Genomic DNA, 14,805 nt, shown 5'->3' with positions numbered 1-14,805 from the left:
ACAGCGGGAACAGCGGGCGGCTCAGTCCATGCCGAGCTCGTTGTCCAGGAAGTCGAAGATCTCGTCGTCGCTGGCCGACTCGATCAGCCGAGCGACGGAGGCCGCGCCCGGTTCGGCGGCCCCGGCTGCCGCGCCGAGCCGCGCCAGCAGGTCCTGGAGCGTGACGGTCAGCCGGGTGTACACCGCTTCGTCCCGGACGAGTGCCGCGAGCGCCGCCTCGTCGAGGCGGGACAACTCGGCCAGGCCGGGCAGCTCCGTCCGGGGCGGGCCCGCAGGCGCACCGAGGCGGAGCTCCTCCCCGAGGTGGTCGGCGAGGGAGCTGACCGTCGGGTGGTCGAACAGCAGCGTGGCGGACAGCCGCAGGCCGGTGGCCGAGCCGAGCCGGTTGCGCAGGCCGACGGCGCCGAGCGAGTCGAACCCCATGTCGAGGAAGCCGCGTTCGAGCTCGACGGCCTGCGGTCGCGGGTGTCCGAGCACGGTGGCCGCGTGGCCCCGCACCAGGTCGACCAGCGTGCGCCGGCGCTCCTCGTCGCTCAGTCCGGCCAACCGGGCCCGCAGCTCCTCGGCAGCGTCGGCCGGGTTGCGCGTGGCGTCGGCCGTGCGACGGGCGGGGGTACGGACGAGGCCGCGCAGCAGAGCCGGGACGCTACCGTCCGGGGCCCGCAGCGTGCCGGTGTCCAGGCGGGCCGGGATCAGTACCGGTTCGTCGGTGGCGAGCGCCGCGTCGAAGAGCGCGAGACCCTCCGGGGACGACATCGGCACGACACCGCCGCGGGCTATCCGGAGCAGGTCCGCCTCGCCGAGCTTGCCGGTCATGGCGCTGCGTTCGGCCCACAGGCCCCAGGCCAGCGACTGGGCCGGCAGGCCCTGCTCCCGGCGGTGGGCCGCGAGGGCGTCCAGGAACGCGTTCGCAGCCGAGTAGTTGGCCTGGCCGGTGCCACCGAAGGTGCCCGACAGGGAGGAGAACAGCACGAACGCCGAGAGCTTCTGATCACGCGTCAACTCGTGCAGGTTCAGCACCGCGTCGACCTTCGGCCTGAACACGGTGTCCAGTCGCTCGGCGTCCATCGACTCCACTACGCCGTCGTCCAGCACACCCGCGACATGCACCACACCACTCAGCTCGACACCGGCCAACACCTCGGCCAGCGCCGCACGATCGGCCGCGTCACAGGCCACCGACACCGCCTCGGCACCCAACTCCGCGAGCTCGGCACACAGTTCGGCAGGCACCCCGCGACGACCCAGCAGCAGCAACCGCCGCACCCCGTGCCGCACCACCAGATGACGCGCCACCAGCGAACCCAACCCGCCGGCCGCACCCGTCACCAGCACCGCGCCCTGCGGGTCCCGCACCGGCACCGCAGGCTCCCCGACCGGCACCCGCACCAGCCGGCCGACCCGCACCACACCCGCCCGCAGCAGCACCTGCGGCTCGCCGAAGGCCACCGCCTGCGGCAACGACCGGGTGTCCTCGTCCACATCGATCAGTACGAACCGTCCCGGGTGCTCGGACTGCGCGGACCGCACCAGCCCCCAGGCAGCGGCCAGCGCCGGATCGCGGAGGTCCGCACCGTCGACCGCCACCGCACCCGAGGTCACCAGCACCAGCCGCGACTGCGCGAACCGATCCTCCGCCAGCCACCCCCGCACCAGTTCCAGGGCCTGCCCGGCCGCAGCTCGCACACCCGCCGCCGTGAGCTCCGCCGGCGGAAGGGCCGCCAGCACGACCTCGGGGATCCGGGTGCTCGCGGTAGCGAGCGTCGCCAGGTCGACGTGGACGTCCAGGGCCACACCGGAGGCCTTGAGCGAGTCGGACAGCCCGAACGGGTCGGCGCCGACCAGCGCCATCCGGTCCACCGGCGCCGGCCGGGCGCCGGCCGCGATCCAGTCCAGCCGGTAGAGCGAGCGGTGCGTCTCGGTTGCGGCGGACCGCAGTTGCTCGGCCCGGGCCGGGCGCAGCATCAGCGACCCGACGGTGGCGACCGGTCGGCCGCCCGCGTCGGCGGCCAGCAGCGCTACGGTGTCCGGCCCGGTCGGCGTGAGCCGGACGCGGAGCACGCTCGCGCCGGACGCGTGCAACGTGACGCCGTGCCAGGCGAACGGCAGGATGCTGCCCTGGCTCTCGGCGAGCGGGCTGAACGCAACCGCATGCAGCGCGGCGTCCAGCAGGGCCGGGTGCAGCCCGTAACGGCTCGCCTCGGCGACCTGGCGTTCGGGCAGTTCAACCTCGGCAAAGACCTCGTCACCCCGGCGCCAGGCAGCACGCAGGCCCTGGAACGCCGGCCCGTAGCCGAAGCCGTTCTGTTCGAAGCGCTGGTACAGGTCCGCGACCGGGAGCTGCTCGGCACCAGCCGGCGGCCAGGCGGCAAGCTCGCCGCTGCCGTCGGCACCGGCGCCTGCGCCGGCCCCAGGGGCCAGCAGGCCGGAGGCGTGCCGGGTCCACTGGTGCTCGTCGGCGGCGCTGCCCTCGGGCCGGGCGTATACGGTGACCGGTCGCAGGCCGGCGTCGTCCGATTCCCCGATCGACACCTGGACCTGGACCGCGCCCCGGTCCGGCAGCACCAGCGGGGCCTCCAACGCCAGCTCCTCGACCCGGCCGCAGCCGACCTGGTCACCCGCGCGGACCGCCAGCTCCACGAATGCGGTGCCCGGGAAGAGCACCATGTCCGCGAAGGCGTGATCGGCGAGCCACGGGTGGGTGGCGGTGGCGAGGCGGCCGGTGAGCACATACGCATCGGCGCCGGCGAGCGCCACAGCGGCGCCGAGCAGCGGGTGGTCCGGCGACGCCAGGCCGACCTCGGCCACGTTGCCGACGGTCGCCGGTGCGTCCAGCCAGTAGCGCTCGCGCTGGAAGGCGTAGGTGGGCAGGTCGATCCGGTGGGCGCCGGGGAACGCCTGGGTCCAGTCGACGGTGGCGCCGTCCACGTGGAGGTCGGCCAGCGCGGTCAGCAGCGTGCGCGTCTCCGAGCGGTCCTTACGCAGGACGGCGGTGGCCACGCGCGGTGCGGTGGTCAGGCCGTCCTGGGCGAGCGCGGTCAGCACACCGTCCGGGCCCAGCTCGACGAACCGGGTCACGCCGGCTGCTTCGAGCGCCTGGACGCCGTCGTGGAAGCGCACCGCCTCACGAACGTGCCGCACCCAGTAGTCCGGGTCACGCAGCTCCTCGGCCGTCGCGAGGTGCCCGGTCAGGTTGGAGACCAGCGCAAGGCTCGGCGCCGCAAGCTCCAACCCGCGCACCACCTCGGCGAACTCCGCCAGCATCCCGTCCATGGCAGGAGAGTGAAACGCATGCGAGACCCGCAAACGCCTAGTCTTTCGACCCAACCCCTCCCAGTAGGCCGCCAACTCCAGCACGGCCTCCGCGACCGGCCCGGAGAGCACGACCGAACGCGGACCGTTCACCGCCGCGATGGCGACACCGCCGAGGCCGTACTCCAGCACCTCGGCCTCGGTCGCCTCCACGGCCACCATCGCACCGCCGGTCGGAAGTTGCTGCATCAGGCGACCGCGAGCAGCGACCAACGTGCACGCGTCATCCAACGAGTACACGCCCGCCACATGCGCGGCCGCGATCTCACCCACCGAGTGGCCGATCAACACATCCGGCACCACACCGAAGGACTCCATCAACCGGTACAGCGCCACCTCCAGCGCGAACAGGGCGGGCTGCGTGTACGCGGTCTCATGGATCAGTTCCTCGGCACCGAACACCACCTCACGAAGCGGCCGTCCCAACTCGCCATCCAGCCGCGCGCACACCGCGTCGAATGCGGTCGCGAACACTGGGAACGCTTCATACAACTCCTTCCCCATACCCGGACGCTGAGCGCCCTGGCCGGTGAACAGGAACGCCGTCCGACCAGCCGACGCCACCCCTCGCATCAGCCCCGGATCCTCCTCCCCGCGCGCCAGCGCCGCCAGCGCGCCCGGTTCCAGCGCCACCGCCCGGTGCTCGAACACCGCACGGCCCGCCGCCAGCGAGAACCCCACATCCGCCAACGAGGCACCCGTGTCGAGGAGTTCGCCCAGCCGCTCGGCCTGCCCCCGCACCGCCTCCGCACTGCGCCCCGACACCACCAGCGGCGTGACCGCACCGGCAACCGTCGCGGGAAGCCCAGGCGCGTCCGGCGCCTGCTCGATGATGACGTGCGCGTTCGTCCCGCTGATCCCGAACGAGGACACACCCGCCCGCCTCGGTTCACCGGTCTGCGGCCAGGCCACCGCCTCGGTCAGCAACGACACCGCGCCCGCCGACCAGTCGACGTGCGGGGTCGGCTCGACCACGTGCAGGGTCCGCGGCAGCAGGCCGTGCCGCATCGCCAGCACCATCTTCATGACACCCGCGACACCGGAGGCCGCCTGGGTGTGCCCGATGTTCGACTTCAACGCACCCAGCCACAGCGGCCGTTCGGCGTTGCGCTGCCCATAGGTGGCCAGCAGCGCCTGGGCCTCGATCGGGTCACCGAGCGCGGTTCCGGTGCCGTGCGCCTCGACGGCGTCCACCTGCTCGGCCGTCAGACCGGCACTGGCCAGGGCTGCGCGGATCACCCGCTGCTGCGACGGCCCGTTCGGCGCCGTCAGACCATTGCTCGCACCGTCCTGGTTCACCGCACTGCCTCGCACCACCGCGAGCACCGGGTGTCCATTGCGCTCCGCGTCCGAGAGCCGCTCCACCAGCAGCAGCCCGACGCCCTCCGCCCAGCCGGCGCCGTCCGCCGCTGCTGCGAAGGCCTTGCACCGGCCATCCGGTGACAGCACCCGCTGACGGCTGAACTCGACGAAGGTCGCCGGCGTGGCCATCACCGTCACGCCGCCGGCCAGGGCCAGCTCAGCCTCGCCACTGCGCAGCGCCTGGATCGCCAGGTGCAGCGCGACCAGCGAGGAGGAGCAGGCCGTGTCCAGCGTCACCGCCGGGCCTTCGAGGCCGAAGGTGTATGCGATCCGGCCGGAGGCGACGCTCGGCGCGCTGCCGAGGCCCAGATAGCCGTCCAGGCCCTCCGGGGTTTCGCGCAGCCAGGAGCCGTAGTCGTGGTAGTTCGAACCGATGAAGACGCCGGTGCGGCTGCCGCGCAGCGTGCCCGGGTCGATGCCGGCCCGCTCGAACGCCTCCCAGGAGGTCTCCAGCAGCAGCCGCTGCTGCGGGTCGACAGCAGCGGCCTCACGCGGGCCGATGCCGAAGAACGCCGGGTCGAACTCGCTGACGTCGTAGAGGAAGCCGCCCTCACGCGCATAGGTCGTGCCGGGGTGCTCGGGGTCCGGGTGGTAGAGCGAGTCCACGTCCCAGCCGCGGTCGGTGGGGAAGCCCGAGACCACGTCGGCGCCCGAGCTGAGCAGTTCCCAGAGCTGCTCCGGGGTGCGGACGCCACCGGGGAGGCGGCAGCTCATGGCGACGATCGCGATCGGCTCATCGACTGGCCCGGTTGAACGGACGACGAGAGCACTCGCATCGGTCGGCCCGGTCCCCATGACCTCCGCGCACAGGTAGTCGGCGAGCGCAATGGCGTTCGGATAGTCGAAGGCGAGCGTGACGGGCAGACGCAGCTCGGTCGCGGTCGCGATCCGGTTGCGCAGGTCCACCGCGGTCAGCGAGTCGAAGCCGAGGTCACGGAAGGCCCGGTCCGCACCGATCGCTTCCGCGCCGTTGTGACCGAGCACGGCGGCGGCCTCACCTCGTACCAACTCAAGGAGCCGGTCGGTCTGTTCGGTGTGGCTGAGGCCTGCCAGACGCTGGCGCAGCGCCGAGCCACCGCGTTCGGCCGACTGGTCACCGGACGGCGCGACAGGAGTGGCGGCCAAGGCCTCGGGCAGCTCGCGCAGCAGCGAGCCGGTCCCGTCGGCCGGCGAGCTGAGCAGGTAGCGGGCCCAGTCGAGGCTGGCGAGCAGGAGATGGGTCTCGTCCGCGTCAAGCGCCGACTGCAGGGCGGAGAGCGCGAGTTCGGGCGCCATCGGCAGCACGCCCCGGTGGCCCAGTCGCTCCCCCACCGCGCCGGCTGCCAGGCCGACCTCGCCCCAGGCACCCCAGGCCATCGAGGTAGCGGGCAGCCCGGCGTCCCGCCGGAGCCGCGCCAGCGCGTCGAGGAAGGCGTTGGCCGCCGCGTAACTGCCCTGGCCCGGCCCGCCCAAGATGGCGGCCGAGGAAGAGAAGAGCACGAACGCGTCGAGGTCCAGGCCGGCGGTCAGCTCGTGCAGGTGCCAGGCACCCAGTGCCTTCGGTGCGAGCACGGTCGCGGCCCGCTCAGCGGTCAACGCGGCCACCACGCCGTCGTCCAGCACCCCCGCCGTGTGGAACACCGATCGCAGCCCCGGAAGCCGCTCCAGCAACCTGGCCACGGCATCCCGGTCCGCCACGTCACAGGCCTCGATCGCGACCTCGGCCCCGAACTCCGCGAGTTCCTCACGCAGTTCCGGCGCACCGGGCGCGTCAAGGCCGCGACGGCTGGTCAGCACCAGCCGCTCGGCGCCGCCACGGGCCAGCCGACGCGCCAGCTGCGCGCCCAACCCGCCCGTGCCGCCGGTCACCAGCACCGTGCCACGCGGACGCCAGCCCGCACCCGCCGCGTGCGCCGCACCGGCGCGCACCAGGCGCTTCACGAAGACCCCGGCCGGGCGAACCGCGAGCTGATCCTCGGTGCCATCAAGCAGCGCAGCGGCCAGCAGGTCGGCGGCGTGCTCGTCCAGCACCGGGGGCAGATCGATCAACCCACCCCAGCGGTCCGGGTGTTCGACTCCGACCACCCGGCCGAGGCCCCACAGCAAGGCATGATCGGGGGCCACCAGCCGGTCGGAGCCGCCCACCGACACCGCACCCCGGGTCGCCACCCAGAGCGGCGCCGAGACACCCGCATCGCCAAGGGCCTGAACCAGCGTGCCGAGTCGGGCCACGGTGGGCACCAGCTCGGTCGGCCCGGCGGATGCCGCCAGTGTCAGCACACCGTCGACGCCATCGCCCACTGCCGACCGCAACCGCTCCGCCAGCCGGGTCCGGTCGGTCTCGTCGGGCCCGGCGGTCAGCGGGACGACGCACAGGCCGGCGGTCTCCAGGCCGCACACTACCGAGGCCGTCCACTCGCCGTCGGCGGCGGGCGCCGGCAGAACAAGGAGCCAGGTGCCGGACGAACGGCTCGTCGCCGCCCTGCCGGTCACCGGCTGCCAGCGCACCCGGTAGCGCCATGCGTCCATCGCGGCCCGGTCGCGGCCGTGGCGGTGATAGGCGGAGAGCGCGGGCAGCACCTCGCTCAACGGAGCCTCGCTGTCCAGCCGGAGCGAGGCCGCCAGCGCTCCGAGGTCCTCGCGTTCCACGGTCTGCCAGAACTCCTCGTCAACCGGCTCCGCACTGCCTGGCAGCGCCGGAGCGGAGGAGGTGGTGAGCCAGTAGTGGCGATGCTGGAAGGCGTAAGTGGGCAGGTCAACGCGGCGGGTGCCGGGCGGGAACTGCCAGGTCACGGGCACGCCGTGCACGTGGAGTTCGGCGGCGGAGGCCAGGAAGCGGGCCAGGCCGCCTTCGTCGCGGCGCAGCGTGCCGACCACGACGGCCTCCGGAGCGGTCTCCTGAAGTGCCATGGTGAGCACCGGGTGCGGGCTCACCTCGATGAACACGCTGTGGCCGTCGGCGGTCAACTGGTCGACCGTGGCTTCCAGTTCGACGGTCTGGCGCAGGTTGCGGTACCAGTACCCGGCGTCCAGACCGGCGGCGTCCAGCAGGCCTCCGGTCACCGTGGAGTAGAACGGCACACTGGAGCTGCGCGGCACGATCGGCGCCAGTACCTCCAGCAGCTCGGATTCCAACTCCTCGACGTGCGCGGAGTGCGAGGCGTAGTCCACCGGGATCCGCCGGGCCCGCACGCCGTCCGCCTCGCAGCGGGCCAACAGCTCCTCCAGCTCGCCGGTGTCACCGGAAACCACCACCGCAGCAGGACCATTGACGGCCGCGATCGACAGGCCTTCAGTCAGCAGGCGGCGAACGTCTGCCAACGGAAGCGCTACGGACACCATGCCGCCGCGCCCCGCAATCGCTTGCAAAGCCCGACTGCGCAACGCCACCACCCGGGCGGCATCTTCCAGCGACAGCGCGCCCGCGACACAGGCTGCCGCGATCTCGCCCTGGCTGTGCCCCACCACCGCAGCCGGCTCGACGCCATGCGAGCGCCACAGCTCCGCCAGCGACACCATCACCGCGAACAGCACCGGCTGCACGACATCCACGCGCTCCATTGCAGCGCCATCCCGCAGCACCTCGAACAGGTCCCAGTCGACGAACGGCGTCAACGCCGCCGCACACTCGCCCATCCGATCGGCGAACACTGGCGCGGTGTCCAGCAGTTCCGCCGCCATGCCCGCCCACTGCGCACCCTGCCCCGGGAAGACGAGCACCACCCGGTCCCGCTCACCAGCCGCCACACCTTGCGCCACACCCGCAGCCGGCTCCCCCGCCGCCACCGCGGCCAGCCCGGCGAGCAGTTCGCCCCGATCCGTGCCAGCCACTGCCGCGCGGTGCTCGAACAGCGCACGTCCCGCCGTCAGCGAGAACCCGACATCGGCCAACGATACGTCGCTGTCCAGGAGTTCACGGAGCCGTCCGGCCTGCGCCCGCAGCGCCTGCGTACTCCGCCCGGAGAACACCAGGGGCACCGCCGACCCCGCCTCGGCCGGGTCCGCCGCGGCGGCCGGTCCACCGACCGGCGCCTCCTCCAGGATCACGTGCGCGTTGGTGCCGCTCATCCCGAACGAGGACACCCCGGCCCGCCGCGGCTCACCCGTCTCCGGCCAGTCCATCGCCTCGGTCAGCAGCCGCACCTCGCCCGCCGACCAGTCGACGTGCGGCGTCGGCTCGTCCAGGTGCAGCGTGCGCGGCAGCACGCCGTGCCGCATCGCCAGCACCATCTTCATCACACCCGCGACACCTGCCGCAGCCTGGGTGTGCCCCAGGTTCGACTTCAACGAGCCGAGCCACAGCGGCCGTTCGGCAGTCCGCTGCCCGTAGGTGGCCAGGATCGCCTGCGCCTCGATCGGGTCGCCCAGCATCGTACCGGTCCCGTGCGCCTCCACCACGTCGACGTGCTCCACGCCCACGCCGGCGTTCGCCAGCGCCGCCCGGATCACGCGCTGCTGCGAGAGCCCGTTCGGCGCGGTCAGGCCATTGCTCGCACCGTCCTGGTTGATCGCGCTGCCGCGCACCACCGCCAGCACCGGGTGGCCGTTGCGCTCGGCATCCGAGAGCCGCTCCAGCAGCAGCATGCCAACGCCCTCGGCGAGGCCCATCCCGTCGGCTGCTGCGGCGAACGCCTTGCAGCGCCCGTCCGCCGCCAGACCGCGCTGGCGGCTGAAGCCGGTGAAGCCGGCCGGCGTCGACATCACGGCCGCACCGCCCGCCAGCGCCAGCTCGCACTCCCCGGCCCGCAGCGACTGCACGGCCAGGTGCAGCGCCACCAGCGAGGACGAGCAGGCGGTGTCCACCGTGACCGCCGGCCCTTCCAGGCCCAGCGTGTAGGCGATCCGCCCGGACAGCACGCTGCCCGCCGTGCCGGTGAGCAGGTGGCCTTCGGTGGTGTCGGCGCTGTGCCGCGGGCCGGTGCCGTAGCCCGAGCCGCCGGCCCCGATGAAGACGCCGGCCTGGCTGCCGCGCAGCGCGGTCGGGTCGATCCCGGCCCGTTCGAACGACTCCCAGGAAGTCTCAAGGAGCAGCCGCTGCTGCGGGTCCATGGCCAGTGCCTCGCGCGGCGAGATCCCGAAGAACTCGGCGTCGAACTCCCCGGCTCCGTAGAGGAATCCGCCCTCGCGGGCGTAGGAGTGGCCGACCCGATCGGGGTCGTCGTCGAAGAGGCCGGTCAGGTCCCAGCCGCGGTCGGCCGGGAAGCCCGCGATGACGTCCCCGCCGGTGGCGATCAGCCGCCACAGCTCCTCGGGGCTGCCGACCCCGCCGGGGAACCGGCAGCCCATCGCGACGATCGCCACGGGCTCGTCGCTCGCGACCGCCCGCGGCACGAGCACCGGCTGCCCGGCGGGCGCAGCGCCGACCAGCAGCTCGCGTACGTGCCGCGCGAGCAGCACCGCGTTCGGATGGTCGAAGACCACCGGCACGGGCAGCCGCAGGCCGGTCTCGGCGTTGAGCCGGTTGCGCAGCTCGACCGAGGTCAGCGAGTCGAAGCCCAGGTCCTTGAACGCCCGGTCGGCCGCCACGGATTCGGCGTCCGCATGCCCCAGCGCCGCGGCCACCTGGGCGCGGACCAGCGCCAGCACGGTCCGCTCCTGCTCGGCCGCGTCCAGCCCGGCCAGCTGACCGCGCACGCCCTCATCGGGGGTGGCCTCGGGTTCGGCGGCGGCGGCGAGGATCCGGACGATCTCCGGGACGCCGTCCAGCAGCGGGCGCCGCCGGGCGGCCGTGAACACCGGGACGAACCGCTCCCAGTCGATGTCGGCGCAGATCAGGAAGGTGTCATCGTGGTCGAGGGCCTGTCGCAGGCCGCCGATCGCCAGTTCGGGCGCCATGAACGGGATGCCGCGCCACCGCAGTTGCTCCTGCATGATGTCCACGGCCATGCCGCCCTCGCGACCGCCGCGCGGGTCCCAGATGCCCCAGGCGATCGAGGTGGCGGCCAGGCCGCGTGCGCGGCGCTGCTGGGCCAGCGCGTCCAGGAAGTGGTTGGCGGCGGCGTACGAGCCGTGGTCGCCGCTGCCCCAGACACCGGCGACCGAGGAGAAGAGCACGAACGCGTCGAGCGAGTCCTCGTCGAAGAGGGCGTCCAGGTGGCGGGCGCCGTCGACCTTGCCGCCCGCGCCGGCGGCGAACTCATCGAGGTCGGTCTCGGCCAGCGGGGCCAGGATGCCGAGGCCTGCGGAGTGCACGACGGTCCGGATCGCCGGCCCCTCCGCCTGGACCCGCGCGACCAGCTCGGCCAGCTGGGCGTGGTCGTCGACGTTGCAGGCGGCCACCGTCACCCGGCAGCCGAGCGCGGCGAGTTCGGCCTCCAGCTCGGCCGCGCCAGGCGTCTGCGGCCCGCGCCGGCTCGTCAGCACCACGTGCTCGGCGCCGTTCGCGGCGAGCCAGCGGGCTACGTGCGCGCCCAGGCCGCCGGTGCCGCCGGTGATCAGCGCGGTGCCGCGCGCTCGCCACGGCCGGGCCGGCTGCTCGGCCAGCGGGGCGCGCTCCAGGCGGCGCGCGAGTACGCCCGACGGGCGGACGGCGACCTGGTCCTCGTCCCGCAACCCGGCGAGCACGGCAGCGAGCGACGTGGCCGAGCGGGGCGTGAGTTCAGCAGGCAGATCGACCAGGCCACCCCACAGCTGCGGCTGCTCCAGGCCGATCACCCGGGCCAGGCCCCAGAGTTGCGCCTGATCGGGGCTCAGCAGCCGGTCGGCACCTCCGGTGGCGACTGCGCCCAGGGTCGCGTGCCAGAGCGGCACCCGCAGCTCGGCGTCGAGTAGGGCCTGGGTCAGTAGCAGCGTGCCCGCGAGCCCGCGTGGCAGCACGGGGTGCGCGGGGTGCGGCTGCTCGTCAAGCGCGAGCAGCGAGAGCATGCCGGCCAGGCCGCTGCCGTCGGGGACGGCCGCCCGCAGCCGGGCGCCGACCGCCGCGCGATCGTCCGCGGCGGTGTCCAGCACCAGACGGCGGACCTCGGCTCCGTGCCGCGCCAGCCCCTCGACCACGGCCTCGGCCAACTCGCCGTCCGCGTGGGCCTCCGGCAGGACGACCAACCAGTCGCCGGTCAGTGTGGCGCCCGAACTCGCGGGCACCGGCTGCCAGTCGATCCGGTAGCGCCAGCCGTCCAGGGTGGCCCGGTCGCGCAGGCTCCGTCGGTAGCTCGACAGCGCGGGCAGCACGCCGCTCAGCGGGGTGTCCGCCTCGACGTCGAGCGTCGCGCTCAGCGCGGCCAGGTCCTCGGCCTCGACCGCGTTCCAGAACAGCGTGTCCGCGGTGCGGGCCGGCAGCGCCGGGGCCTGCTCGGGTTGTGCCGGATGCAGCCAGTAACGCTGCCGCTGGAAGGCGTAGGTTGGCAGGTCGATCCGGCGGGCGCCGGCGGGGTGGCGCCAACCGACGTGCACGCCATGGACGTAGAGCTCGGCTGCGGAGGTGAGGAAGCGGGCCGGTCCGCCGTGGCTGCGGCGCAGCGTGCCTGTGACGACGGCCTCGGGGGCGGTCTCCTGGAGTGCCATGGTGAGCACCGGGTGCGGGCTGACCTCGACGAACACGCTGTGCCCGTCGTCCAGCAACCGCCCTACCGTGGCTTCCAGTTCCACGGTCCGGCGCAGGTTGCGGTACCAGTAGGCGGCGTCCAGCTGCTCGGTGTCGAGCAGACCGCCGGTCACCGTCGAGTAGAACGGCACACTGGAGGTGCGCGGCGCGATCGGTGCCAGGAGGTCCAGCAGCTCGGCCTCCAACTCCTCGACGTGCGCGGAGTGCGAGGCGTAGTCCACCGGTATCCGGCGGGCCCGGATGTCACGTGCCGCGCAGACCGCGAGCAGTTCGTCCAGCTCCTCGGTGTCACCCGAGACCACCACCGTCGCAGGCCCGTTGACGGCCGCCACCGACAGGCCGGGGGTGAGCAGCTCACGGACCCGCTCCGGCGTCACCGGCACTGACACCATGCCGCCGCGCCCGGCGAGCGCGTGGAGAGCCCGGCTGCGCAGCGCCACCACCCGGGCGGCGTCCGCCATCGACAGCGCACCGGCCATACAGGCGGCCGCGATCTCGCCCTGGCTGTGCCCCACCACGGCGGCCGGCTCGACTCCGTGCGAGCGCCACAGCTCCGCCAGCGACACCATCACCGCGAACAGCACCGGCTGCACCACGTCGACGCGCTCCAGCGCGGCGCCGTCACCGCGCAGCACCTCGAACAGGTCCCAGTCGACGAACGGCGCCAACGCCGCCGCACACTCGCCCATCCGCTCGGCGAACACCGGTGAAGCGTCCAGCAGTTCCATCGCCATACCGGCCCACTGCGCGCCCTGCCCCGGGAACACGAACACCACCCGGTCAGCCTGGTCCGCCATCGTCCCGCGGACCACGCCGGTGCTGTCGGCACCGCGGGCCAGCGCGTCGAGCTGCTCCAGGAACCCGTCCCGGTCGCCGGCGATGACGACCGCCCGCTGCTCCAGGCCGGCGCGGGTCACCGCCAGCGAGTGGCCGATGTCGGCGAGTTCGCGGTCCGGATCGGCGGCGACGAACTCACGCAGCCGCGCGGCCTGCGCTCGCAGCCCGGCGGCGTCGCGGGCGGACAGCGGCCACGCGAGCGCACTCGTCGGCGCCTGCTCACCGGCGGGATCGGCAACTGCCGGCTCCGGCGCGGGTGCCTGCTGCGGGGCGGGTGCCTGCTCCAGGATCACATGGGCGTTGGTCCCGCTGGCACCGAAGGAGGACACGCCGGCCCGCCGCGGCTGCCCGGTCTCAGGCCAGAGCACGGCCTCGGTCAGCAGTGAAACGGCTCCGGCTGACCAGTCCACGTGCGGGGTCGGCTGGTCCACGTGCAGCGTCCGCGGCAGCATCCCGTGCCGCATCGCCAGCACCATCTTCATGACGCCCGCCACACCCGAGGCCGCCTGGGTGTGGCCGATGTTGGACTTCAGCGAGCCGAGCCAGAGCGGTGCGGCCGCGTCCCGGCCCTGGCCGTAGCTGGCCAGCAGCGCCTGCACCTCGATCGGGTCGCCCAGCGTCGTACCGGTGCCGTGCGCCTCCACGGCGTCGATCTGTCCCGCCGTCAACCCCGCGTTCGCCAGCGCCGCGTGGATCACCCGCTGCTGCGAGGGGCCGTTGGGCGAGGTCAAACCGTTGCTGGCGCCGTCCTGGTTGATCGCGCTGCCGCGCACCACCGCCAGCACCGGGTGGCCGTTGCGCTCCGCGTCGGAGAGCCGCTCCAGCAGCAGCACGCCGACGCCCTCTGCCCAGCCGGTGCCATCGGCGGCCGCAGCGAACGGCTTGCAGCGGCCGTCGGGTGCCAGGCCGCGCTGGCGGCTGAACTCGATGAAGGCCAGCGGGCTCGCCATCACGGTCGCACCGCCGACCACCGCGAGCGAGGACTCGCCGCGGCGCAGCGACTGGCAGGCCAGATGCAGCGCGACCAGTGAGGAGGAGCACATGGTGTCGATGGAGACGGCCGGGCCTTCGAGACCGAAGGTGTAGGCGATCCGGCCGGCGGCGACAGCCGCCGAACCGCCGGTCAGCAGGTGTCCCTCGGCTTCCGGCGGCAGCTCCTGCAGACCCATGGCGTAGCCCTGGTTGCTGACACCGACGAACACACCGGCGGGGGTGCGCCGGACCGCCGCCGGGTCGATCCCGGCCCGCTCGAACGCCTCCCAGACGGCTTCCAAGAGCAGCCGCTGCTGCGGGTCCATGGCAAGCGCCTCACGTGGCGCTATCCCGAAGAATCCCGCGTCGAACTCCGCCGCGTCGTAGAGGAATCCGCCCTCGCGGGCGTAGCTGGTGCCCGGCCGGTCCGGGTCGGGGTCGTAGCGTCCGTCGAGGTCCCAGCCGCGGTCGGCCGGGACGGCCGAGATGACGTCCCGGCCGTCCCGGACCAGCTCCCACAGCTGCTCGGGGCTCTGGACTTCGCCGGGCAGCCGGCAGCTCATCGCAACGATGGCGAGCGGTTCCTGCTCCCCGGCCTCGACCTCCTGCAGTCGCCGGCGCGTCTCCCGCAGGTCGGTCGATACCCGCTTGAGGTAGTCACGAAGCTTTTCCGCATTCTCCACAGAACGTCACCTCATTGAGGCAGCCGGGAAATCCCGCGCTGACCGGTCAGGAATACCTCGAAGGAAGAGCCGGAACTCCGCGGCTCGGTAGGGGATCGCCGGACTGGCCGGCACAGGCGT

1 protein-coding gene is annotated in these 14,805 nt (G+C 73.5%); it reads right to left on the bottom strand.

Going from position 1 to position 14,805, the window contains the following annotated elements; genetic code table 11:
• Window positions 1-21 precede the first annotated feature (21 nt).
• Window positions 22-14,685: a type I polyketide synthase gene (locus P3T35_RS23105; RefSeq protein ID WP_101378599.1), complete on the bottom strand. Its 14,664-nt coding sequence runs from the start codon at window positions 14,683-14,685 to the stop codon at window positions 22-24.
• Window positions 14,686-14,805: the final 120 nt, after the last annotated feature.

The sequence above is a fragment of the Kitasatospora sp. GP30 genome (assembly GCF_029892145.1).
Classification (GTDB): Bacteria; Actinomycetota; Actinomycetes; order Streptomycetales; family Streptomycetaceae; genus Kitasatospora; species Kitasatospora acidiphila.
The sequence above is the reverse complement of the archived record's forward strand: the minus strand, read 5'-3'. Positions and strand labels throughout refer to the sequence as shown.